Annotated in this window: 18 protein-coding genes and 1 pseudogene; 13 read left to right on the forward strand and 6 right to left on the reverse strand. The window is 55.3% G+C overall.

Translation table 11 applies throughout. From position 1 onward, the window contains the following. Positions 1-990: 990 nt before the first annotated feature. The 6 genes from WD430_RS21165 to WD430_RS21190 all read left to right on the forward strand — a co-directional run bounded on the left by WD430_RS21165 (position 991) and on the right by WD430_RS21190 (position 10529). Positions 991-1755: an IclR family transcriptional regulator gene (locus WD430_RS21165; protein ID WP_339106179.1), complete on the forward strand. Its 765-nt coding sequence runs from the start codon at positions 991-993 to the stop codon at positions 1753-1755. A gap of 541 nt (positions 1756-2296) precedes the next feature. Beyond that, positions 2297-2950 (forward strand): helix-turn-helix domain-containing protein, encoded by a 654-nt coding sequence (locus WD430_RS21170; protein ID WP_339106180.1) that lies wholly within the window; start codon positions 2297-2299, stop codon positions 2948-2950. A 1135-nt stretch (positions 2951-4085) separates the two neighbouring features. Next, positions 4086-5303 (forward strand): orc1/cdc6 family replication initiation protein, encoded by a 1218-nt coding sequence (locus WD430_RS21175; RefSeq protein WP_339106181.1) that lies wholly within the window; start codon positions 4086-4088, stop codon positions 5301-5303. Between the two features lie 616 nt (positions 5304-5919). Next, a complete protein-coding gene (locus tag WD430_RS21180) occupies positions 5920-6753 on the forward strand; it encodes a bile acid:sodium symporter (RefSeq protein ID WP_339106182.1) in 834 nt (277 codons plus the stop codon). A 251-nt stretch (positions 6754-7004) separates the two neighbouring features. Beyond that, positions 7005-8114 carry a Gfo/Idh/MocA family oxidoreductase gene (locus tag WD430_RS21185; RefSeq protein WP_339106183.1) on the forward strand — a complete coding sequence of 370 codons (1110 nt, stop codon included), beginning with the start codon at positions 7005-7007 and terminating at the stop codon, positions 8112-8114. 1764 nt (positions 8115-9878) lie between these two features. Further along, a complete protein-coding gene (locus tag WD430_RS21190; protein WP_339106184.1) occupies positions 9879-10529 on the forward strand; it encodes a ParA family protein in 651 nt (216 codons plus the stop codon). 221 nt (positions 10530-10750) lie between these two features. On the opposite strand, the gene WD430_RS21195 is transcribed toward WD430_RS21190, so the two are convergent. The 3 genes from WD430_RS21195 to WD430_RS21205 form a co-directional block, all read right to left on the reverse strand. Continuing rightward, a complete protein-coding gene (locus WD430_RS21195; RefSeq protein WP_339106185.1) occupies positions 10751-11284 on the reverse strand; it encodes a pantetheine-phosphate adenylyltransferase in 534 nt (177 codons plus the stop codon). 229 nt (positions 11285-11513) lie between these two features. Continuing rightward, positions 11514-12527, reverse strand: coding sequence for an anthranilate phosphoribosyltransferase (gene trpD / locus WD430_RS21200; protein ID WP_339106186.1), 1014 nt, complete (start codon positions 12525-12527; stop codon positions 11514-11516). A gap of 283 nt (positions 12528-12810) precedes the next feature. Continuing rightward, positions 12811-13167, reverse strand: a complete 357-nt coding sequence (locus WD430_RS21205) for a helix-turn-helix domain-containing protein (RefSeq protein WP_339106187.1) — start codon at positions 13165-13167, stop codon at positions 12811-12813. A 269-nt stretch (positions 13168-13436) separates the two neighbouring features. Here WD430_RS21205 and WD430_RS21210 point away from each other — a divergent pair, with 269 nt between their 5' ends. The 3 genes and pseudogenes from WD430_RS21210 (at position 13437) to WD430_RS21220 (ending at position 17331) form a co-directional block, all read left to right on the forward strand. Beyond that, positions 13437-14204 (forward strand): IclR family transcriptional regulator, encoded by a 768-nt coding sequence (locus WD430_RS21210; protein ID WP_339106188.1) that lies wholly within the window; start codon positions 13437-13439, stop codon positions 14202-14204. Between the two features lie 703 nt (positions 14205-14907). Then, positions 14908-15302 (forward strand): annotated as a pseudogene (gene rdfA, locus WD430_RS21215) (rod-determining factor RdfA). A 67-nt stretch (positions 15303-15369) separates the two neighbouring features. Beyond that, complete coding sequence (locus WD430_RS21220) at positions 15370-17331, forward strand: archaea-specific SMC-related protein (RefSeq protein ID WP_339106189.1); 1962 nt, start codon at positions 15370-15372, stop codon at positions 17329-17331. 244 nt (positions 17332-17575) lie between these two features. Here the strand turns inward: WD430_RS21220 and WD430_RS21225 are convergent, their stop codons facing one another. The 3 genes from WD430_RS21225 to WD430_RS21235 form a co-directional block, all read right to left on the reverse strand. Beyond that, positions 17576-18457, reverse strand: coding sequence for an amidohydrolase family protein (locus WD430_RS21225; RefSeq protein ID WP_339106190.1), 882 nt, complete (start codon positions 18455-18457; stop codon positions 17576-17578). A 148-nt stretch (positions 18458-18605) separates the two neighbouring features. Next, the gene (locus WD430_RS21230; RefSeq protein WP_339106191.1) at positions 18606-19760 is read right to left on the reverse strand and encodes an acyl-CoA dehydrogenase family protein; all 1155 of its coding nucleotides are present in this window, start codon (positions 19758-19760) and stop codon (positions 18606-18608) included. Between the two features lie 129 nt (positions 19761-19889). Next, a complete protein-coding gene (locus tag WD430_RS21235) occupies positions 19890-21341 on the reverse strand; it encodes an aldehyde dehydrogenase family protein (protein ID WP_339106329.1) in 1452 nt (483 codons plus the stop codon). A 106-nt stretch (positions 21342-21447) separates the two neighbouring features. Between WD430_RS21235 and WD430_RS21240 the strand changes: the two genes are divergently transcribed. The 4 genes from WD430_RS21240 to WD430_RS21255 all read left to right on the forward strand — a co-directional run bounded on the left by WD430_RS21240 (position 21448) and on the right by WD430_RS21255 (position 25397). Next, positions 21448-22620: a thiolase domain-containing protein gene (locus WD430_RS21240; RefSeq protein ID WP_339106192.1), complete on the forward strand. Its 1173-nt coding sequence runs from the start codon at positions 21448-21450 to the stop codon at positions 22618-22620. After that, a complete protein-coding gene (locus tag WD430_RS21245) occupies positions 22617-24038 on the forward strand; it encodes an OB-fold domain-containing protein (RefSeq protein WP_339106193.1) in 1422 nt (473 codons plus the stop codon). Before WD430_RS21240 ends, WD430_RS21245 begins: the two co-directional genes overlap by 4 nt. A 263-nt stretch (positions 24039-24301) precedes the next feature. Continuing rightward, the gene (locus WD430_RS21250; RefSeq protein WP_407067157.1) at positions 24302-24517 is read left to right on the forward strand and encodes a MarR family transcriptional regulator; all 216 of its coding nucleotides are present in this window, start codon (positions 24302-24304) and stop codon (positions 24515-24517) included. A gap of 490 nt (positions 24518-25007) precedes the next feature. After that, positions 25008-25397 carry a hypothetical protein gene (locus WD430_RS21255; protein ID WP_339106195.1) on the forward strand — a complete coding sequence of 130 codons (390 nt, stop codon included), beginning with the start codon at positions 25008-25010 and terminating at the stop codon, positions 25395-25397. Positions 25398-25462: the final 65 nt, after the last annotated feature.

Here is a 25462-nt window from a genome sequence, read left to right on the forward strand (position 1 = left end):
TGCAAGAGAGACCCAGTTCTATCGTAATTCTCTGGTTCGTGGTCTGCTCCGTCAGCATTAAATTCTATCCAGAGACGGAGCGATTAATGTAAGGTGTTTAATTACTCTTCCTCTGGACAAATGATTGCAGTAAGAAGGGGCCGACAGTATCAAACAAAGAATTCGATAGCATAGAACAAATTTGGATATGCATCCAGATAAGATAATCGCAGCAGTATGGGGGGATTCGACCCCGCTATAGTCGATCAACAGAGATTGATCAGCGAAATCGGAATCGCAAGCTAATTTTCCTACTTTCGTATTATTCGGTTCACAAGGCCTGTAGCGCTCCATTCGACAAGTGCAAACGAAATAGAGTGGGGAATGGATTCGGGCTAAATGGTTTGTACCGAATACTATAATGGTCGTAGTCTTTGGTGTTTTACAACGGTACAACCGTAAATAGATTACAAAAATACTCCTGTAAACGATTGAAATTGGCGATTCGAGTACCGTCAGCCATCATAGGGTCTAGGAATCGACGTATAAAGAATAGATCCCCCGCAGATTCAGGATACAAACTCTGTAGTGGATGATTCGACAGAGCCAAATGATTGAACGGCGCCTAAATCAAAATAGTCGGTATGAATTCAGTGTACAGGGGCTCTCTGGGCCATTGAGCGACAAGGAATACGAGCAAACAGAAGACCATATATTCGTGGAACGGTGCCTCGAGTATTTACGCACTGTTTCATCGAAACAGGGGTAGTTGCAGAGGTCTCACGGCTGAGTTGTATGTCAAACTTCATCTAATTGGTTCAGTGGCCCTTATAAATGGTTTAGACAGTGAGGTAGAACGAATATCTGCTGTGGTCCCCATGGCAGGCGATGTCGACTATCCTAATAAAAGAGAGATGAATTATATTCTTCACAAGGTCGGTGTCGAACGTCCTATAAATGGTTCGGACGCTGAACTAGAACGAATATGTGGTGTACTCCCTTAATCTACGTATGGCCAGGAACATTCCTCGACAGGTCGATTCGGCCCGAAAGACTTGTCGTATTATAAATATGTTGCAAGAACAAGGTTGTGTGGGGGTTACAGAACTCGCAAATGAACTGAATATCTCGAAAAGCACTGTCCACGGACACCTTGCAACGCTAACCGATGAGGGGCTAGTGGTCAAAGAAAATCATACATACCGGCTTAGTTTACAGTTCTTACGTATTGCTGAGTCCGTAAAGAGTGGGGTGGCGGATCCAGATACTGTCAGAGAGCAGGTTCGTGAACTCGCAGATGAGACTGGTGAAGTCGTCCACTTTGGCGCAAAGGAAGGGGGACACGTCGTGTACTGCGAGAAAGACAGGGGCGATTCCGCGGTGCAAACTGTCTCCAAAATCGGTGAGAGAATGCCGCTGCATTCAACATCTCTCGGAAAGGGGATTCTGGCCGAATTACCTCGTAATGAGGTCGACCAAATCATACAAGAGCACGGATTGCCTGAGCGAACGCCGAACACGATTACCGATGTCGAAGATTTGAACCATGAGCTCGACAAAACTTCGTCGCGAGGGTATTCAATCGATGACGAAGAGAATATTCCGGGCGTTCGTTGTATTGGGGTAGCAGTGAACGTGCCCGGAACGGAAACTATGGGTGCGCTGAGTATCTCTGGTCCGTCTCGACGAATGACTGACGAGCGAATAACGAACGATCTGCAAGAGCAAATAGCTCAAACAGCGAATGTCATCGAAGTCAACTCGCTGTACTCGTAGGTGTGTGACAAAAATACAGTAACATAAGGGTAGATCTAATCTGGATAACAACAACCTCCGCCAGCCGGCCATTGCCTATCTTAACGGCCACGCCCTCGACGACGGCTGCGAACTCGCTACGAGCGGTGATGTCATAGTTGAGGGTATCTTCTTCGACGTACTCAACGACGGATACTGTGACAATTGCTCTCAGACGACTATCGACAATATATTGATCTTTCCAATCCGACCATTTTATTTATATAATATTCTATATATAGGGAACTAGCCGACATATTAATTATAAATCATTGAGGATTAGTCTTAGATCGGGTTGAAATCTCGCGACTTGGCCATTAATAGAAAGAAAATGCGCAAAGCTATTCTTCCAGGTGTATTTTCTGTATGCAGTGTTTTACTATAATGATGAGTTTATTCTGACTAACATCTCCACTATGGTTTCTAGTTAAAATTATAAATATTTGGATAGAATATCGTGTTCTTATTAGGAAAAGCTATATTGTCTAAAGTCTATACAATATATGTGTCTCTAATTGGTAAAATGGAAATAGGGCGTCCAGTGGGGCAAAAAGCATTGGGGGCCGTTCCAGATATGATTCTCGAGATCGAGGATATTCGTTCATTGGGCGATGAACGATTGAAATTCATTTTTTGGGCATCCGGCGATGACTTTCAGAGATACGAATCCGCACTAATCGATGACCCTACTATTTCTGACTACGAATGTCTTACTGAGTTATCTAATCGGCATCTCTATCGAATACAACTCTCAGAAGAAGGACAACAGAACACACTTCAGTTTGTTGTCATAGAAGAAGATATCGTTTCTATTAGTCTGACAATGACGTCTGAAAGCGTAGAGTTTGTAGGTCGTTTCCCGTCCCGAAATACAATAATAGCTTTAAAAGAACAGTGTGAAAACCAAAACAGGCATTTTAAATTGATTAATTTGTACGAAGAGAAATCCGTTGAGAAGGATGGTATCAGTACTAACAAATACGGCGTTACAAGCAGTCAACGTGAAGCCTTGATCACGGCTTTAGAAAAAGGGTACTTCAATGTGCCGCGGGAAACGCGCATGGAAGACATCGCCGATGAACTTGGCATCTCATCGTCCGCTCTATCAGCCCAACTTCGACGTGGACAGCAAGCACTGCTTCGCCATACCTTAGCTAACAGGTCGTCAGTACGATGATGCTCGCAAACGCGAAGAAAATGGTAGATGGCAGATCGTTCACGGCATCGTCGATACGATCTAGGCAAATCCCGTTCCCGATGTCGATGAAAGCGAGCAGATTGATCTTGAGACGCTCACAACAGAGATTACGGAAACCGACGATATCCGACTGGAATATGAAGCCCACTACGACTGGATCGCATTCGTCCCTCAATGTGAGAGTGACGCTGGCGCGTTGGCGAAGTACTTCGGAAAGTCGCTGGCGAGGACGAGTTCAAGATCAGAGGCATTAAAGCCCGACAGCGACCAACGCCACCGTTTATCGAGGGTGTTCAGTAGGAGTGTCTCAAGCGACTCGGCATAATTCGATCACCAGATGCAGTTCTCAGCTGTCTCGAAAAAGCAATCGAGAAACTTCATTCGGTGAGGTAACGATAGGTCCATTCACCAATCAGAAGGAGTTCTCAGATTGTCTGAAGGATACACGCAAATACCCAGAATGAGGAGGCACTCAAACATGCTTGTGATGAGAACCTCACTGTCTATCTATGACAAAACATAAAGTATATTATTGTTAGCGGCAGGAAAGACTCGAGAGCGGGTTGCATTGGCTCACAATGAGGCATGTGATCTATCGGACTATGAAATAGAATCATCCAAGCCGTCGAGAGTGTACTATCGGTACTTAGCTGGGATGTGACGGATATTCAGCGGGGAATTCCGTGAGATTGAGAACTAGACTTAACGGTCTTTCCGGGAGCCAGAAGGGTTAACCAACAGACTCTAAGACATCCTGTTATGTTGGTTAAAAGGAATCGCACAGGGATCGAATAAGATACTAACACACACCCCCCAGTGTGTCCAGTGTCTTTGACCATAGTCAAAGTGAGAAGCTACTAACGAGCTGCTCCACCTTTTAGCTTCCTATACAGCACGTATTCTAGATATCGTTCGGACTAGTATAGCGCCAACCGACTTAAACTTTTCCCAGGTTCAGAGTTCTTCGTGAGATGGGATCCATCGTACTTCCCATGAGACACTGGACATACTGGGGAGGGGGAGGACAAGTGTTTTTCAGGACACTAGACACACTGGACACACTCGACACGATGGTTTTATGTAGGTTCCCAAATAGTCCCAAACAACGAGCACTATGGGGCTGTTTCAACCTGACACAGACATCTTTCGTAATCGGGATGCCCTCCGGGAAGATTATCAACCTGAGGAGATTGTTGGTCGAGATGACGAGCTCCAGCAGTATATCTCTGCACTTCAGCCGGTCATCAACGGCGATCAACCGCCAAACGTATTCTTATACGGAAAAGCTGGTGTCGGCAAGACTGCTTGTACCCGCTATCTTCTCAGCGAACTTAAAACAGATGCTACTGAGTACGATATTGATCTCACTACGATTCGGACTAACTGCGAGGACCTAAGTACGAGCTATCAGGTTGCGATACAACTAATCAACGAACTTCGTGATCCTGACGATCAACTGAAGCCGACTGGGTATCCCCGACGACAAGTGAACGAATGGCTATGGGATGAACTTGATTCGATCGGCGGAACAATCATCATTGTCTTTGACGAGGTCGACCATATCGAAGATGATTCGATTCTCTATCAAATTCCCCGAGCTCGAGCGAACGGCAACCTAACGGAGTCTAAGGTCGGAATTATTGGAATCTCAAATGACTTCAAATTCCGCGAAAGCCTGAGCTCGAAGGTGCAATCGAGTCTGTGTGAAAAGGAGCTCCAGTTCCCGGCCTACAACGCGAACGAACTCCGCGATATCCTCCGCCAACGTGCTGATATCGCCTTTTACGATAATGTTGTACCGGAGGGAGTGATCGCGAAGTGTGCAGCGTTTGGTGCAAAAGATGCTGGTGACGCCCGCCAGAGCCTTGATTTGCTCATGGAAGCTGGTGATATTGCTGTTGAGCAAGGTGCTGAGGAAGTTACCGAGACACACGTCGACGAAGCGCGGGCATCGCTTGAGCGCAGTCGGATCGTTGACGGCGTTGCAGGGCTCACTCAGCAGGGACATCTTGTTCTCTACGCATTAGTGATGCTACACGAAGAAGGTGAAACGCCGACTCGAGCACGAACGATTCAGGACCGGTACGAGATCGTCTGTGAACGAGCGGCGACTGATCCGCTTGTCCCCCGACGGATGCGGGATCACTTGAACGAACTCGCTATGTTAGGGATCGCGAGTCGAGTAGAGCGAAACAAAGGCGAGGTTGGTGGCCGGTACTATGAATATTCGCTCGATACGAGTCCTGATCTGTTGCTTGAGGCGCTTGATGAGACAGTGGACATGGTGGGGGTCACTGAGGCGATTCAGAAGCGGCTTAATCAGAGTTACTGAGCTAAAGACACTGGACATAATGGGGTGTATCCAAGGTTAGTTGCGATCCGAAAGCAGACACTGGACGTACTGGGGTGTGACGAAATCGCTTTTGTAGACACTGGACACGGTGGGGTGTATTTGATGTCATTAGTTGATTGATATTGGACTTATTGGGGTGCGTCAACAATCGTATAACCAACTGGGAGGCGAAGACACTGGACATACTGGGGTGTGGTACAACCATCGCCGGCGCCGTCGACGACGTCCTTGAACTGTTCGTCTTCTTCTTTGTCCAGCTGGATTCCGTTGAGAGGATCGTTTTCCATAGGGGAAGGTGCGTATGCTTCTTCTGAGATGTAAAATCTCGACATCTGCCCCATTCATACCTCAAAAGTGTGTGGATTTTGACCTTCTTTCCAGGCTACTCATCCGGGTTGACAGGACCTTTATACTGAGAACGGATGCTGGTGACGGCTCTCTCAGACGACATCAATAACGCTGGACTCGTTGACTCCAACACAGCTGCCTTTGTGTTGACGAAATGGAATCCACCGACAGTATCCACGGTCTCGACCTTCCGATATGAAAGCAGCCAAATGGTCTCCGTTCGAACTTCTGAATGGATATAGCCAAAATGGAGACGATATCTGGAGACGCGTTTGTCGAGGCCGTGACAACTGTCTTCGTCCTCTCGACGATGTTCTCGATGGGGCTGAAACTCTCCGTCACTCAGCTATTCGGCGCCCTCCGAGACCAGCGACTGTTGACCAAATCCTTGGTGGTGAACCTCGTGGCGGTGCCCGCCGTCGCCTACCTTCTCGTCCGAACGATTCCGGTTGGCCCGGCGTACGCGACTGGGTTCCTGTTGCTTGCCGTCTCGCCCGGGGCGCCGTTCGGCCCGAAGTTTGCCGAGATCTCGGACAGCGATATCGCGTTTGCGAGCGGCCTGATGGCGATCCTCTCTCTTTTGTCGGTCGTGACGATCCCGATCTCACTGGTAGTACTCGCTCCGGGCGACGTCGTCGTCGACCCCGTCGCAATCGGGCGGATGGTACTGCGTATTCAGCTCGTTCCACTACTGGCGGGGCTGGCATTATCTTACATGCATGCGTCGCTCGGTAACCGGCTGTACCCGCCGATCCAGCGACTGTCGGACTTCTCGTTCGTCGGACTGATCGTGCTGCTGGTGGTCATCTACAGCGACAGCATAATATCTCTTGTCGGGACGGGAACGCTCGGCCTCTCGGCGGCCGCTGTCGGGGTATCGTTAGCGCTGGGATACGCGTTCGGCGGGCCGATCCAAGAGCGGCGGGAGGTGTTGGCGACAACGACGACCGCTCGAAACGCTGCAATCGCACTGTTCATTGCGACGGCCGGGTTCTCGAGCCCAGACGTTCTTTCGGTCGTTCTCGCGTTCTCATTCATCAGTGTCATCGGCGCCGGAGTTCTCGCTAGCGTATGCCGATAACTTGCCCAACCGACTTTGACTCCGAATAGTCAACGACTGCGGATAGGTGCCAGAATAGACCACGATCTCCTACGTTACTGCGTTGTTGCTCTATGCGAGCCAACTCTCCCCCCATTCGTCTAGTGCATTAAACACGGGACAGAGGTGTCATTTAAACCCCGAAGAGAGTGACCGGGGGAACTCACAGGCGCGTAGTGCTTAGTAGTGAGTATGATTAACCAACCACAACCTGCGAAATCGAGGGTCTGGCCATGATCGGCGATGGGATTGGGATTGGAATCGTTGGCCTCGGCGGCATGGGCAATCTCCATGCACGAAGCGTACAAGAGCTCGGCGCTACTGTTGTCGCTGGCGCGGACCTCGTTCTGGAACAACGTAATCAATTCGCTGACGATTTCGGTGCACGGACGTATGAGACTCATGAAGAACTCGTCGTTGACGAGGCGGTCGACGCCGTCATTGTGACGACGCCCAACCGATTCCACGAACCGATCGCCGTTGCAGCCCTCAAGGCGGGATGTGACGTTCTCGTCGAGAAACCGCTCGCACACACGCTGGAAAGTGCCGAGCGGATCGCTGAGGCAGCGGCCCAGGCAGACGGCATCTGTATGGTCGGCTTTCACAACCGCCATGCCGCGTCGATGGCTATGTTCGACGAACAGCACGCGCGCGGCCGCTTTGGCGATCTCACCCACGTTGAGGCCAACTACGTCCGCCGGCGTGGCGTCCCCGGGCCAGGGTCATGGTTCACCAATCCCGAACTCGCCGGCGGCGGGGCCCTGCTCGACATCGGCGTTCACGCGCTCGATCTGGCGCTCTACGCGCTGGACTTCCCTGAGATCGTCGAAGTAAGCGGCGTCACACGAACTGCGTTCGGCACCAGCGAGGAGTACGCCGATCCTGAGGGCTTCGGCGACAACTGGGACGCTGAGGCCGAAACCTACGAGGTCGACGACTCTGTCAGTGCCTTTATCCGCTGTACCGACGGTCAGACGATCTCGCTTGAGGCCGCGTGGGCGACCAACCGCGAGGAGAGTATGGACTTCCGCATCCGCGGCACGCAGTCGGGAGCCCAGTTCACTATCGGCGATACGAATCTGCAGATTCTCGACGCCGGAACGGCCGGTTGTGATCATTACGCTGATGTCAATATGAGTGGTGACTCCACTGTGACTGGCTATGCCGACCAAGACGAACGGTTTCTTGAGGCGATCACGACGGCGGGTACCCCGGAGACGAACACGGTTGAGGAGGCCTTGACCGTCCAGCGTGTGATCGATGCGATCTACCGCTCGAGCGAGTCGGGTCGAGCGACCCAGCTTGCGGAGCCCCCGATCGGGCAGGTAGCGCAACTCGACTGATCATAGTTGATTTTCTCATGCCCGTTCCCGAGAGTGTGCGTCAAGTTCAGATATAATTAGTGGAAATTAATACAAGCCGTGATGAATACATCCTATCGATTCAGCATGGTAGTGTTCACAGTTGCCATGTGGGTTTTACTGTGAATGTGTCGACCTCCTCAATGGGTGTAGCATGATTTTGTTTTGTTGTCACCGAGATTGACAGTGGAAGGCTATTAACTAGTTCGTCACGGACATCCTGACGCGAAAGCGTCTGCTCGTGCCAGCCAAGCCGTTCGTAGTAGTGCTGTTTCGTAAACGTCTGGCCGACCGCATCGGCTGTGATGTACTGCGACTTTTCACAACACAGACGTGCGAGGAACGATACTCACCACCAGCATCCGCGTACGTCAGTTCGATGAGGACACACTCGACGAACGTGATAATCGACGCTCTACTCCGATCATTTGGAACTAGTAGTTGGAGAGCAGACCAAGGTGGATCTGTCTGTTGATGGGTAGGTGTGTAATCGATACTACTGTTTCGTTGCCGTTGTTACTCAGAATTCATCTGTTGTCGCAGGACAGTTCGAACGCCCTGTACCCCCTGTCGGGGGTGACAAACCACTACATCGTCTCAGCGCTCTTCTTGGGTACTCCTAAACAACCGTTTCGTCCGACTCCACATGGACGCTGTCTCGGACCCATCGTCACTCTCGCTAACATTGACAGCTCGTTCTTCGCGAGTCTGTTCTATCTCTGGGTCACGGTCTGCTGGTACTCGAGTTGCGGATTCTCCAGCTGGTAGGCCGTGAGCGGTATCCATTCCTCATAGGCGTCACCGATCGCACCGGTATGTAGGATCGGCGGTTTCAGCGGCGTCATCTCGCCGGTGTCGATCGCCTCCCACTCGTTGGATCGGATCCTCGCGAATGGCCGTTTGGAAGCAACTCGTGTTTCAGAAGCGTGATGGCAGTGAGTGAGACCGATATGCTGCCCATTCGCGGGTGGCTGGATGGATCGGGGCCGTCCTGGCGGTCCTTGTATTCGTAGTCACTGTCATAGCCGGTTTCGTCGGCGCGTACCGGCCACTGGATCGCACTCGCGCTCATTCTGGTTGGCTGGGTGTTCGCCGCGCTCGGTCCGCTCGGAAGATAGAACTGATGGTCAATCTTGAATCCATCCCCGACGGCTGCTATCGCAACCTGTTTTGCCCGGAGTGCCAAGCCCGGCCGAACGACCTCGAGACCCACACCGACCGCGAGGGCTGGCGGGTGCTCCGGTGTGCGTACTGTCTCTCGAGTCTGAACGCCATGATCGACGCGCTGGTGATAACCCGTTGGGCCAACCGTTCGATGATCACCTGTTCGCGACCGACGCGTAGCCCAATTTTCACTCGACACGCGGTGTGTCTTGAGTCGCCGAGACCACTATACAGCAGTGAGCGAAAGCCATGTTCGCCATCGGATAACCGGACATCGGGAGGTCTACACTGTGTGTTTCATCAGTTCGTCTACCTGCCCGGCGGGCCGTAGTGGCTGGGGGCGATCTCATGCGTCAGAGGCACGGATTGGGGGCTATTGCCGCTTTACTCAAGGATAGAGTATCTTACTCAGAAGTAAAACGGCTGTTCCAACTGTTCTGTACAGACGCCCGTCCCGCACAACCCATTGGATTAAATTACTGCAACAGTCATCTATCACAGGTAGCTGTAACAGAAGACTGTAACAGATAACTGGACCGGTAGTCTGGGGCAGATCCGAGGGATAGATGACTGTAACAGAATATGGTGATAGCGACAGTCATCTACTCTGAGTCGGGTGGGACGTTCAAAACGACCACGACGGCGAATCTCGCGGTCAGCCTCGAGCGGATGGGGCTGGACGTCTGCCTAATCGATCTGGACCCACAGGAGGGCAATCTTACGAACCTGTTCGACGTCGGCGCACATCGGAGCGATCTCGACGCCGACAACCTCGTGAAACACATCCTAGACGGCGACTTCGAGGACCTGATCGAAATCTCTGACAAGGGCGTTGACGTGCTCCCGAATCACGATATGCTCGGAGATTTCACGTCGAACCTCGAGCAAAAGATCGCCTATGAGACGGGCATGAAAAACATCGACCGGGAGATTACGGCCGGTACGAACTCCTGTACGACCTCCTGTGGGACGAACAGCAACTCCAAAACCAGTAGGAAGCCATCCTCATCGACCCAAACGCTCGGGTCGAGGACTTGCTGTACAACGCCATCCACGGCCATGCGGACACTCGTCGCGCCAGTCAAACCTGCCGAGAAGGGCAACCTCAGTCTCGATGGACTCGAGGAGATGGTCGAAAACATGGAGTCCAAACTCGGCATCGAGGTTGGTCTCTCCTGTGTCGTCCCAACGGCGATCGGCCAGACAAACGCCCGCTCTCAGTATACCAAGTAGTTCAAGAACAAACTCTGACAGCAAGTGATAACACTCTGAGCGATACTGAACGTTACAGTCTGGAATTCCAATACAAAGAAAGAACCGGGAAATCGGTTGCAGCCGGAACGATTCACCTGAGTGGGCAGAAGTCTTCAGCTCCACATTCACAGGATTGGACTCCAATCGGGCGGATTTGTCCATCTGCGAGCACTCTCGCTGCATATGCTGAGTCACAGCGTCTACAGGCGGTCACAATCCGATTGTGGTTGGCCGTGGACGTCGATTTCACCGTTTCGGATGCGGGTACTACTAATCCGAACACCATCATCAGCGATAACGAATGGGGTAGTATGGATTTCGAGCGGTGTGAGCCCGTCACGTATCCGCTGTTTGTTGACCTCGTGGGCACGATGCTGGGCTTTCCCCTCAGGAGAGACGACAAGCACATCAATTTCCTCGTGGGTTGCCGCAGGGCCGTGTGTATCCTCAAGTTTGATGACCTCATAGGCGGCAGTGTAGGCGCTGCTCAGCTGGGCAAGCTCGGTCTCAAGCGTCTCTCGGCGCTGGTCGAAGGAACCGAGAAGCTCGGCATGAGCGGGATCACTCCGCGTGCGTTTGGCCAGTACAGTTGACGTGAGTGCAACGATCACCTGCCCGTCGCCATCTCCATCGTGACTGGCAGTCTGAAAGGCGGTATGCAGAAGGGCGCGGTGACCATCGTGGAGTGGTGTGAACGTTCCACCGAGAATCGCAATACGGTTGTTGGCGGTCATAGCATGCTGTTTGTATCCCATCCCTGTATATTATCTGGATATCACACTGGTCATCTAGCTTTCTTCTCTTACGCTACCTTAGGGACTATACGTCACGCATTGAGGACATGTAAACTGTTCTCTGATGCCCCCACGAAGAAAGAGACTAGATGCCACGCAACATGCTAATCACAGCCCTCTCACGTTGTTCGACAAACTAACTACTAATCTTCGTCACATATTTTCCTCATTATTCGCATAGATAGTCAAGCATGGTGGCAGCAGCACCCGAATCAATTGCTTCACGAGCAATGTCAACTCCTTCTTCTAGTGTCCCTGCGAGATCAGCGACATACACCGTAGCGCCTGCGTTTGCGAGAACAATGTCACGCTTTGCACCTGTGATCGAGCCGGTGAGAATCCCGCGGAGATAGGCCGCGTTCTCCTTTGGTGTGCCACCTTCGACCGACTTGATATCATGGGTTTTCAACCCGAGTTTTTCGGGCCTGATCGTGTATTCCTCGATAGAGTCATCGGTGACTTCAGCGGCAGTCGTTTCACCGTGGATTGCGATTTCATCAAGCCCCGATCCGTGCACGACGAGTGCACGATCAACCTCCAGCCTGGCTAGTGCTTTGGCCATAATCGGCACCAGTTCCGAATCATAAACACCGAGTACCTGCGCATCGGCGCCTGCAGGGTTAGTCAGTGGACCAAGTATATTGAAGATCGTTCGTATTCCGAGTTCCTTTCGCGGACCAATAACGGTCTTCATCCCTGGGTTGAAAACTGGCGCAAGCATGAACCCAATTCCGTCACGCTCGATCGCCGCTTCGACATCCTGCGGTTCCGCCTTGACGTTGACGCCCACAGCGTCCAGTACGTCAGCGCTTCCCGACGAAGAGGAGACCGAATAGTTGCCGTGCTTGGCGACTGCCGCGCCCGCTCCCGCCGCGACTATTGCGCTGGTCGTGGAGACGTTTATGGTGTTGTAGTCGTCACCACCGGTACCGCAGGTGTCGACTAGCGGAGAGCGATCGGGGTCGATTGTCCGCATCGTATCACGCATCCCTTGTGCGAACCCAGCGATCTCAGATTCTGTTTCTCCTTTTGTACGGAGTGCAGCGAGTAACGCACCGATCTGGGCCTCTGTAGCTTCTTCAAAGATCAGCCGTGCAACTTTGCGTGTTTCTTTGATGTCGAGGTTATCTCCACTGCTGACGCGTTCTATATAGCGTTCTACTTTATCCGATGATGTACACATTAGTACTAGAGTGATGGAATTGGAACATCAATGTGGCGATATTGGTTGGACTTCACCATTGGACAGACGCAAGTAGAGGCAGACGTTCGCATAAAGGAGGCGAGCCACCGCAGATCCAGATCTCTGCCAAGCGATGCGGGCCGGAATACGTTGTCTCAGTTCACGACGAGGGGATTGGGATCGACTTTGAGGATCAGTCCCTCAATCAGTGTCGGTTCCGCTGCATCGAGGTCTGTTGATCGGGGGTGAGTGACTACTCATCGTTTCTGAATGTGTCAGGAGTCTATGCAAGCCAGTCTTCGCCCCACTCGTCCAATGCGTCGAATACGGGACAGAGCGCATTGCCTTTCTTAGTCAAGGTGTAGTAGCTTGCGACCGGCGACTCGAGTTCCTTTCGGTTTTCAATGAATCCCTCCTCTTCTAAGTCGCTGAGAACACGTGAGAGCGTATAGGAACTCGCACCCCTCGATCGTTTGAGCTCGCTGAACCGCTTTTCGCCATCTCGCAGATCGTTGAGAATGATGAGCTTCCACTTCGAACCGATCTCTTCAACTGACCCTACGACGTTGCAGACATCCGAATTTTGTCGTTCAACCTCAGTAGCTTCGTCAGTATTGGATATTGGTGGTTGGGTCGTCATTACCTGGTCACACTATTATCTCATCTAACCTTCTCTATCCACAGATAATGTACAATCTCTGGGATGAAGTGGGATTATAGCGAGGATTGCGCGAAAGCCTGAACCTCAGTCGTGGGAGAAGGCAGCTTCATCGCGTACAGTCATATCTAATCCGGTGTGGTTACGCTGCAGGTAGTGTACAGTATTCAATCCTCGTATCGACCAGTTTGACTCGGATGCTGCCCCTCCGAAAGTGTTTTGTCAGTTGTATACGTTTATATAGCACAACAATGGGTGACAGTCCCAATCGACGGGTCAAAACAACCGATACGCTGTTCGAGATAATCGCTACGCTACAGTCGATGGACGGGGCCTCATTGGCGGAGTTAGCCAATGAACTCGAGTTCGCGAAGAGTACGATACACAGTCATCTCGCTACACTAGAGAGTAACGAGTACGTGGTCCGAAACGACAATGTCTACGAACTCAGTCTCAAGTTTCTCGAGCATGGAATGTTTGTCAAGAACAACCGCCCTATCGCCCGAGTGGGGAATCCCATTCTCGAGGACCTGGCCGATGAAACAGGTGAGGTAGCGTGGCTCATTGTCGAAGAACACGGGAAGGCAGTGTACCTCGATAAGGCAATGGGCGAAAAGGCCGTCCAGACACACGCGAGAGTCGGTGGTCGGGCGCAGCTACATCATCTTGCGACTGGAAAGCTCATTCTGGCGTATCTCCCCGACGAGCGGGTCGAAGAAATCATTGCTCGGCATGGGTTGCCCGAGTTAACACCCAACACGATCACTGATCCCGACGAATTGAAGGCTGAACTCGAACAGATCCGTGCTGACGGGATCGCAATCAACGACAAGGAAACGGTAAACGGGCTGCGAGCTATCGCTGCGCCAGTCTTGGGTGACGATACGATCTACGGTGGAATCTCTATTTCTGGACCTGCGAACCGACTCACTATCGATCGTTGTCATAACGAGATCGAACCACTGTTACTCGAGGCCACCAACGAGCTCGAGTTGAAGCTCCAGTATCCACCGAATTGAGGGCCGTCGTTTTATACGGACTATTGGCAGACAGACTGTTAGACAAGCCGGTTCACATATCGATCGAACCCAGACGCCGTCGCAGGCGGCGAGATTGGGCTCTCACGGACTGTTGTCTGACGGTATCAGTGCCGCACCTGACCCGTCGTACGGTGTCTTAGAGAACTCGTTACCGCAGACCATCTCGCCGTCTCAGATTCGCGTTCGAGTTCTGCTTTTGACAGCGATGTCGTCTTTCTATTCACCTGTCCATTCGGAGTGGCCGAACGATGATCTCAGTATTTACAGTAGTACTCTCGTAATTAACATAGGTGAGATCGGGAATATGAGGGGGACTGTGGTTAGTCACGGCTTTTTCCGTCCATATCGGTTCGGCAATTCCAAACAGTTGTTATCGAATTTAGGTGGTCATATGTGGTAGTGCGAGACATCGACATCCAAAAGGTTATGTAATGATAGTGTAGGATATACGGTTGTATGGAGTCATCAGTCAGGAGGGTACGGCTGATGCCCGCCGTCGCGCTCACCGTGGTCGTCGCGCTCGGCTCCTCGAGCGTTCGTGTCGTCGAAATCGAGAGCGATCGCCTCGAATGCTAACTCCGGTCTCCGAAGACGGCGAGGTTCTGAACGCTTTTCGTCTCCTGACCGCTACAGGGACGTAGTGACCGATCGATCCAGTTCGCCCGATTTGGAGGCAGTGTGTATGTGCAAGCTCAGCCGAGTCGCGACGCAGTACGAGCCCGCGGGCCTCGACGCCGTCAGCAGCGGGACCCAGGTTCAGACGCGAAACGAACTCCAGCGAGACGGCGTTCTGGTCGACCGAGTCGAATCAGATTTTGTCTCCCATCAGACGGTCTATAACCACCTCACCAACTGTCTCGGAGCGAAACTCGAGGCTCCCAGGATACCGTCGCTCAGTTCGAGCGCAACGACGCCGTCGTTACCGGCAACTTCGACGTGACCGTCTCGGTCGCGGTGACCTGCGAGGACTGTCTCCAGGAGTATACCATCAGGGAACTCCTCGACGAGCGAGTTGTTCGATTACCACGCGCGGGAAGCGGACGATGTGTAATCACACATCGACCGTTCAACACCTGAAACCGGCAAATTCTCACGAGTAGCCAAAGTGGAAATATCTATATGTGTGGGGGCAGTACACCGGTGCATGGAATCTGGACTGGATGCGAAACAACGGGATATTCCGAGGACAGCCACCCTTTCAGTCGACAATATCGGGGGAATCAGCGAGTCGGAAGTTACGTTTCACCGGGGAGTGACAGTGCTTTCTGGTCGCAACGCGACTAACCGGACGTCACTGTTGCAAGCGATTATGGCGGCGCTCGGGAGCGAACAGGCGAGTCTCAAAGCCGACGCCGAGGAGGGCCACGCGGCCCTCGAGTTCGGCGACGAGACGTATCGACGGACGCTCGAGCGGCGAGGCGGAACGATCGTCACCGACGGCGATCCCTATCTCGACGACCCGGAGCTCGCCGATCTGTTCGCGTTCCTGCTCGAAACCAACGAAGCGCGACAGGCCGTCGCCCGCGGCGACGACCTCCGCGAGTTGATCATGCGACCGGTCGACATCGACGCGATACAGGCCGAAATCGAGCAGTACGAACAGCAGAAACGAGACCTCGACGAGCGGTTGTCCGAACTCGATGATCTCGAGAACCGGTTGCCCGATCTCGAGGCGAAACGGACCCGTCTAACCGACGAGATCGAGTCGCTTCAGGCAGACCTTGAGTCGGCCCGCGAGGAACTGGAAGAGACGAACGTCGACGTCGAACAGCGACGGGAGGAGCAGTCTGAACTTGAGGAGAAGCTCGCGGAGCTCCGCGACACTCGCTCGGAGCTCGAAACCGTCCGTGACCGCATCGAGACCGAACGCGAGAGTATCGAGGCCCTCGAGGACGAACGCGACGAGGTCGAGGCGCGCCTCGAATCGCTCTCGTCGGGCGATGAGACGGAAGTCAGCCGCCTCGAAGCCGAAATCGATACCCTCCAGACGGAGAAGGCGGAACTCTCCGACGAGATCTCACAGTTACAGAGTACGATCCAGTTCAACGAGCAACTGCTCGACGAACAGGAATCAGTACTCCCCAACACCGCTGCCGACGAGGACGACGGCCCGGTTACGGACCAGTTGCTCGAGGACTCGGAATCGGTCACCTGCTGGACCTGCGGCTCGTCGGTTCCCCGCGACCAGATCGAGACGACGATCGAACAGCTCCGGTCCGTCCAACAGGAGCGCATCGAAGAGCGCTCTGAGATCAGCTCCGAACTCGACGAGCGGCGGGAGACGCTCTCGGAGATCAACGAGAACAAGACCGAGTACCGGCAGACCCAGCGCCGTCTCGACTCGATCGACGACGAACTCGACCGGCGATCGGATCGACTCGACGACCTGACCGACGACCGCGAGGCACTCACCGACGAGATCGACGATCTCGAGTCGACAATCGACGACCTCGAAACCGACGACTACAGCGGGGTCCTCGATCAGCACAAGGAGGTCAACCAGCTCGAGTTCGAACTCGAACGCAAGGAACGCGAGCGCGAGGAGATCGACGAGGAGATCGACGAGATCGAACAGCGCCTCGATGAACGCGGCGATCTCCAGGAACGTCGCGACGACGTCACCGACGAGCTGACGGATCTGCGGACGCGCATCGACCAGATCGAGGCGGACGCCGTCGAGGAGTTCAACGAACACATGGAGAACCTCCTCGAGGTGCTGGAGTACGACAATCTCGATCGAATCTGGATCGACCGGACGCGCCGCGAGGTCCGCGAGGGACGCCGGAAGGTCGAGCGGTCGTCGTTCGATCTCAAGATCGTCCGCAGCACCGACGACGGCGCGGCCTACGAGGACACGATCGGCCACCTGAGCGAGAGCGAGCGAGAGGTGACCGGCCTCGTGTTCGCGCTCGCGGGCTATCTCGTCCACGACGTCTACAAGACGGTCCCGTTCATGCTGCTCGACTCCCTCGAGGCGATCGACTCCGAGCGGATCGCGAAGGTCATCGAGTACTTCGAGTCCTACGTCCCGTATCTCACTGTAGCGCTGCTGGACGAGGACGCACAGGCCGTCGACATCGAGCACGATATCGTAACATCGATCTAGGAATCGCCTCGATCTGGTATTCACGCGAGTTTTGATTCTCGTTCACACGACCAGCTCACAGAATTACACATGTACGCGTGTAAATAATCGCTGATTTGTATACGGGAGCCGTATATGCCGCTCGCGGAAAGCTAGCCGTTCTACCGGAGCGTGAACGCAAGAGAAGATACTGATTAGGGCGGTTCTTCGCGGCAGTCTTCTCGCCAGCGACTCGTCATCGTATACTGAAGTCGTATACGGTGGTTCACAACTCGAAGAGCGACTGTGCGTTCTCTCGAAGAATGCGGTCGATCGTTCTATCGGCCAACGGAAGATCGCGGACGGCATCGACATTGTCACTGATATCCGGTACCATCGGACCGGGCCAATCGCTCCCGAACAGGACTCGTTCATCGATACGCTCTATTTCTGGGAAGTAATCCAGCAGATTTGACGGCGGAAACGAGGAAATATCGAGATATACGTTGTCGTGACGGCGTAAGAGGAACCACGCTTCTTCGGTATACATCGGCCGACCGCCGTGGGCCATAATGATATCGAGGTCTGGGAAGTCGATAGCCAGATCGTCGATCGGCATTGGATCTGCGTATCGTGAGCGAGCACCTGGGAAGATACTCGTCCCCGTGTGAATGGTTACCGGGACGTTCGATTCTGCGCACCGTTCGTACAGTAATTCGAGTCCGTCGAGGCCTCGAGTGTCCGGATCATCTCGATAGTCGTTCGCGGCGATTCCCTGATGAGGCGGATGAATTTTGATACCATCGAGTTCGAGTTCCGCGAGTGCTCTGTCGATCTCTGCGGCGGGATTATCGACGATCCGTGGATCGAATCCGCCAAACGCGAGCACCCGGTCAGAACACGCTTCGCGAAACGTTGCTGCCCACTCGTTCGTTTCGTGGGTATATCCGAGAATCGGGCTGACGTAGTTGATGATAGCTGCGGTAGAGACATTTTGACTGTCGAGATACTCGATGAATCGATCGGGGTTCCGCGCTAATTCTGCCTTCTGTTCGAAGTTTGCGGAATGTTCTTGGAAAGTACGATATCCCTTGTCATTCATTTTCCAGAATGGGTTCATGTGTACGTGAACGTCGATAACTCCTTCATGAGACTGTGTCTCGACCATACGAGGTGTATCGAACGTACAATACAAAAACCCTGGGCTGCTCTCGAAATATACTGCAGTCAGAACCAAACAGGATAGGACGCTCTCGGGAGCACTAAACCAGATTCGCAAGTGGAAAGCAGTCTGAACGGCTCGGGTCAGATCAACGCTACAAATCCAAGACTTCGCTCGCAGCAGTTGTCTTCTGGATCTCCGTCGTCCCGCCGATGATACTCAGGATTTTCGCGTCACGATAGTATCGCTCGAGGGGAAGATCGGTTCGGTATCCCTTTCCACCATGGACCTGAATCGCGTTTCGGGTCACGAACTCTGCTGCGTCGCTCGCCACGTACTTCGCCTTGCTCGATTGTCGCGTACTTCCGTTACCATTGGCGATCGCTGTCGCAGAATTGTAGACGAGGTGGCGCGCAGCGTCGAGTCGCGCATCCATGTCTGCGATTAGGACCTGGACGGCTTGGTATCCTCCGACCGGTTGCCCTCCCTGTTCGCGATCCCCGGCGTAGTCGACGGCTTCTTCGAACGCGGCGGTGGCAATCCCAGTCCCGATCGCTCCCAGACCCGTTCGAGCCATATCGATCGTACCCATCGCGATTCGGAACCCCTGGCCGATCTCGCCGAGCAGTGACGATTCGTCGACGAAGACGTTCTCGAGCGTGGAGTCGCCCGTTACGTGACCCTTCATTCCCATGAACTCCGTTCGATCGAACGTGAATCCCTCTTGTTCGTCAGCTTCGGGAGTCAAGAACACGCTCACGCCGTGACCGTCCTCGGGCGCAGGTCGCTTGCGTGCGACGACGAGGTGGACGTCCGCGATGCCGGCGTTCGTCCCGAATGCTTTCTCGCCGCTGAGAGAGTACCCGTCCTCGTCGGTCTCGGCGACCGTCGACAGTTCGGTCGGCGAACTCCCGGCGTCGGGTTCCGTCAGTAACATCGCACCGACGGTATCGCCGCTGGCCATCGACTCAAGGTACTCTTCTTTCTGTGCAGCCGTCCCGAAATTTGCAATAGGGAGCGCTGCGAACGTGTGTCCCTGTATAGTCTCGGCGACGGCGCCGCTGGCCTGTGCGATCCGCTCGACCGCCAGACAGTAGGAGAGGAAATCGGATCCCTCTCCGCCGTATGCTTCCGGAAGCAGGATCCCTAACAGTCCCCTGTCTCCCGCCGCTTCGATTACCTCTCGCGGAAATTCGTCGGTTCGTTCGATGCGGTCGGCTTCCGGCTCGACGACGTCCTCGGCGAAGGCCGCTGCTCGCTCCCGAAACTCGCAGTGCTCGTCGGAAAGCGCGTTCTCGATGAGGCTCATACAGTGCTACACGCGAGGCACACCACCATAAAAGTTCTCGAGGGACATGATAGCTCTCGGCGACTGCAACGGTCGGATCCTTTTCGAGTCGCAGCCGTCGCTATTGGAGAGAGCGATCGAAGACCGTCATCACTCGAGGTTCACGTTAACGTTCTTCGTCTGGGTATATTCGTGGATCGCCTCGGTGCCCTGTTCTCGGCCGTGTCCGCTCTGTTTGAATCCGCCGAACGGCGTCTGTGGCTGCGTTACGGGATACTCGTTGACACTAACCATTCCGTAGTCGAGGTAGTCGGCGGTTTTGTGGGCTGTATTGAGGTCAGACGTCCAGATTCCGGCCATCAGCCCGTACGGTGAGTCGTTGGCTATTTCGATCGCTTCTTCCTGATCGGAGAACTCGATGACTGAGAGGACCGGCCCGAAGATCTCCTCCCGAGCGATCGTCATGTCGTTCGTGACGTCGGTGAACACGGTCGGTTCGACGAAGTATCCCTGCTCTCTGTTCTCGGGGATGCCGCCGCCGGTTGCGACGGTCGCTCCTTCGGCTTTCCCGGTCTCGATGTAGTCGAGCACCTCCTGCTGTTGGCTCTCGCTGACCGTCGGCCCCATCTGGGCGTCGTCATCGATTCCGCTCCCGAGCGGCGTCGCCTCCGCTCGTTCGACGACACGGTCAACGACGTCATCGTGGACCGATTCGTGAACGAGCAGCCGCGAGCCCGCCCAGCACATCTGCCCGGCGTTCATGAAGATCCCGTAGTGACAGCCGGCGGCGGCCGCGTCGAGGTCGGCATCTGGGAAGACAATGTTCGGTCCTTTGCCACCGAGCTCGAGCGTCACGCCGGTCACGTTCTGTGAGGCTTGCTCCATCACGCCCTTCCCGACGCCCGTGCTTCCCGTAAACGCGATATGATCGACATCTGGGTGTTCGACGAGCCTATTGCCGGCGGTGCTCCCGCGACCGGGCACGACGTTCACCACGCCGTCGGGCAGTCCTGCTTCTTCCGCCGCGACGGCGTAGTACAGCGCTGATAGTGGAGTCGTGCTGGACGGTTTGAGAACCGCCGTATTCCCGCAGGCCAGCGCCGGCGCGAGACTTCGTCCGGCGAGCTGGAAAGGATAGTTCCAGGGGATCACGTGGCCGGTGACGCCAACCGGCTCTCGAACGGTGTAATTCAACCGATCTCCAGGAACCGGCACTTCATCACCTTCGATCTTGTCGGTCCAGCCGGCGTAATATCGGAAGGTATCGATGACCATATCCACGTCGAGAGTGGCCTCGAACGGCGTCTTCCCGTTGTCGCGGGACTCGACGCGAACGATCTCGTCCTTTTGTTCTTCGATCGCGTCCGCCATGGCGTGCAGATACGCGCCCCGCTTTCGCGGATCGAGCGAGCGCCAGTCGCTATCCCGCTCGACTGCGTCGGATGCTGCGTCGACTGCGCGATCGACGTCTTCTTCTGACGCTTTTGCGACATCCGCATAGACGTCTTCCGTCGCCGGGTCTTCGGTCGCGAACGTTTCGCCGCTCGCCGCGGTAGTCCATTCGCCGTCGATATACAGGTCTGTCGGACCGGTGTAACTCATGCAACCGCGTTTTTCCGACGGACCGATAAAAAGTGTTTGATACCGGCCACATTGGGGACGGCCGTCGTGGGTCATCTATAAGTTACCCGCACAGATATCTTGACCCATGCGAGATGCATACATCCTGGGAGCTGGACAGTCATCGTTCGGCTCGTTTCCGGACCGAACGTACCTCTCCCTGTTCGATGACGCGTTCAATGCGGCGATCGATAGCGTCGATAAGGAAATTTCGCCGGACGTGATCGACGAGGCATTCCTCGGAACACTTGGCGTCGGTGGCCGTCAGATCGGGCTTTCTGGACCGGCAGTAACGGAACACGTCGGGCTTCACGGCGTTCCGACGACCCGAGTCGAAAACGCTTGTGCCGCGAGCGGCTACGCGTTTCGACAGGCAGTGACTGCAGTCCGCTCGGGTCTGGTCGACGTCGCACTGGCCGGCGGATACGAAGTGATGACCGATGCGAGCTCCGACCACACCCGCTGGTGGCTCGGTGTCAGCGGGGAGACTGAGTGGGAACGAATGAGCGGAACCACCTTCTCCGGTGTCTATGCACAGATGGCAAGCGCATACATGGACGAATACGATGCCTCCGTCGAAGACCTGAGCCGCGTCGCCGTGAAGAACCACGGTAACGGTGCGCAGAATCCGAAAGCGCACCTCGGCTTCGAGTGCTCGCTCGAGGACGCGGTCTCCGCGCCGCCGGTCGCGGATCCGCTCAACCTCTATCACTGCTGTCCGACGACCGACGGCGCGAGCGCGGTTCTCGTTGCGAGCGAAGACGTCGCTCGAGAGCACAGCGACGAATTGATCCGAGTCACGGGCTCCGGAGCCTCGAGCGGCCGAGTGGGATTGTTCCAGCGGGAGTCGCTGACGTCCATTCCGGCGACGGTCCGAGCGGGCGAAGACGCCTATGAGGACGCCGGCATCGAGCCGTCCGACCTCGACTTCGCCGAAGTCCACGACTGTTTCGCGATCGCCGAACTCCTGGCCTACGAGGACCTCGGCTTCTGTGATCGAGGAGAGGCCGGACGGTTGCTCCGAGAGGGTGTGACCGATCCCGACGGCGAACTCCCGGCGAACACCAGTGGTGGGCTGAAGTCGAAAGGCCATCCGATCGGGGCGACCGGCACCGGACAGATCGTCGAGGCCTTCGATCAGCTGCGCGGCGAGGCCCACGTCCAAGTCGACGATCCCCGGTACGGACTCACGCACAACGTCGGTGGGAGCGGTGGCGGGGTCACCGTTCACATTTTCGAAAAGGAGGAGGTCCTCGCATGAGGGGGCTCGTCGCCGCCGGGGTCTACGTTCCTCGGTTCCGACTCTCGGCCGACGACCTCGAGGCCGCGTGGGAGACGAGTCACGCCGCGGGCGTCGAACGAAAGGCCGTTCCGGCCGCGGACGAGGACTCTCTGACGATGGCCGTCGCGGCGGCCCAACGGGCGCTCGCCGGCGCCGCCGTTGATCGCTCAGCGATCGAGACCGTTGCAGTCGCGACGACCACTCCGCCGCTCGAGGAGGGCGATTTCGTTCCGCGACTGGTTCGAGCGCTTGATCTCCCTGCAGGCGTGGCGACGATGACTGTGACCCACCACACCGCGGCCGGTGCGGAAGCGCTCTCGCGTGCGCTCGACGCTGACGGGCCCGCTATCGTCGTCGCCGCCGACTGTCCCGAAGGGGAACCGGCCGATGCGGACCATCCGTTCGGCGCCGCCGGGGCAGCGTTCGTGATCGACGACGACCCGGTCGTTCCAATTGACGACGTCGCGTGGCACAGCGACGAGACGCCGGGGATCCGGTTCCGCGAGCGCGGCGACCGCGACGTCGACTCCTTGGGAGTCACGACGTACGAACGGGACGCGGTTCGCGAGGCGGTAACGACGGCAGTGTCATCACTTGAGATCGACGCGGCCGAGGCGACCGGTGCGGCGGTGCACCAGCGTGACGGTGGCTTCCCCTATCGGATCTCGAGCGATCTCTCGGTCTCGTCCGAGGCCGTGGCTGCGGGGACCGTCGCCGACCGGATCGGCGATGCCGGCGCGGCGACGGTCCCGGTTGGACTACTCACGGCGCTGGACGGAGCCGACGTCGACGAACTGACCGTCGCCGCCTTCTTCGGCGGCGGTAGCGCGGCCGCACTCACCTGCAAGGGATCGCTTTCGGTTCGCGGAATCGACGACCTCGAGTCGACGGAGACGGTCGATTACTCGACGTACCTCCGCGAGCGCGGATACATCGTCGACGGCGAGGTCGCTGGCGGCGGTGCGAACGTGAGTTTGCCGAACTGGCAGCAGTCGCTCGATCACCGATACCGACTCGTCGCCGGCGCGTGTCCAAACTGCGGTGGCGTTACCTTCCCGCCCGCCGGTGCCTGTCAGGAGTGTCACGCTCGAGTCGAGTTCACGGAGTTCGAAGCGTCCCGGGTCGGGACGGTTCGCGCGGTGACCGTCATCGAACAGGGCGGTGCTCCGCCCGAATTCGCGGACCTCCAGCAACGCGATGGCGCGTACGCCGTCGCGATCGTGGCACTCGAGACCGAACACGGATCGGTTACGCTCCCCGCCCAGCTCACGGACGTCAATCCGCAGTCGGTGTCGGTCGGCGACACCGTCGAGGCCGCGATCCGTCGGATATACGCGCAGGAAGGCGTCCCACGGTACGGCGTCAAGTTCAGGCCAACCGACGCGGGTACCGACTGACGCCGACCGGACTGCGATCGCATGCGACAGTAGCGCTCCGTTGCAGTCTGGATCGGCGATGGTGCCTACCTGCTGAACCAGATGTTCGGTGACGCTGACGCCGATGGTCTGTAGTGGGGCAGAGAGCCCCTCTTTGCACCTTACTGTGTTCACTCTTTGCATCGCCCTACCCCCGTTGTCACCTCGATCTAGTACCATTGGTTAGTGTTCACACATCACTAAGTAACATTCATATGTGGATTCGTTGTCACAGATAATGGATGATGTCTACGAGTAAACAGCAGTGCGCAGTTCCAGACGATCTCGAATCGCCACAGGCCAAACTCGTCTATCTTGCCCTCCGGCAGACTGATGCAGCGACGGCGTCAGAACTCCAGCACCGACTGGACTTGTCCAAACTCACGCTGTTCCCGCTACTCGCGTCGCTCGTCGCAAACGACTACGTTCAACGGACGGAGAACGGATACTCCTGCAAATGAATTTACTGTTCCAACTGCATCGCCGATCACTGCCGATCGACGGGGAGTCGGTTCGCGGCGAACTCGCTGTCGAATCGGGCGCTGGGTCGGTCGACGCGGACACTCGCTTGAGTCGGCGTTCCATCGACGAGAGGTACGACTCCTGTCGTTCGGAGACGAAACCGAGTGGTAATCGAACGAGTGCGGTACCGTTCGTCGAACTGGCGATGGCCCGTTGTGTAGCTATCTGATAAGGTGAATAGATATTCAATCTTTTGTGAGTATCAGCATCGTTCCACGCGTTCAGTGTGGTGTGTAGTAACGAACCACTACACTTATGTAGGAATACGGACGTTACAGTTGCCAGACGCAGCGGCGAATTCGAACGGCGAACCGTACAGCACAGTAACTTGATCGTGAAAGCGTCCCATCATCGAAGTAGCGGGATCGATACCCGAAATTGATGTCGAGGATGGGAACACATGGGGATCAGCGTACGAACCGACTACGAATGGACCACAACGACCGTAACAGCGACGATAGCGTAACGGAAGCAGAGTGCGATTTCACCGACCTCGAGGGATCCCTCTCAACGGATGCGATGCTCGAACTACTGAAGCATCCCTACCGACGAGCGACCCTGCAGTACTTCATCGACGCGTCCGACGAGACGGCAACTATCGGCGAGGTAACGACGTATCTCATCGATCACGAAAACCAGCAGTCGGGCGACCAGTCAGATCGCGACCGTATCGAGATCGAGATCATTCACATTCACCTACCGATGCTATCGGAGAAAGGAATCGTCGAGTACGACGTCCGTTCGCGAGAGATACGGTATCGACGCCACGATGGTCTCGAGGCGCTTCTCCGCTGTCTTCGCGCCCTGAATTCGACGTGAGGACGGGACCACTCGCAGCGGAATCACGTGAACGATCGATACAAACACTTTTTATCGATACTCGA

This window comes from Haloterrigena sp. KLK7 (assembly GCF_037914945.1).
Taxonomy (GTDB): domain Archaea; phylum Halobacteriota; class Halobacteria; order Halobacteriales; family Natrialbaceae; genus Haloterrigena; species Haloterrigena salinisoli.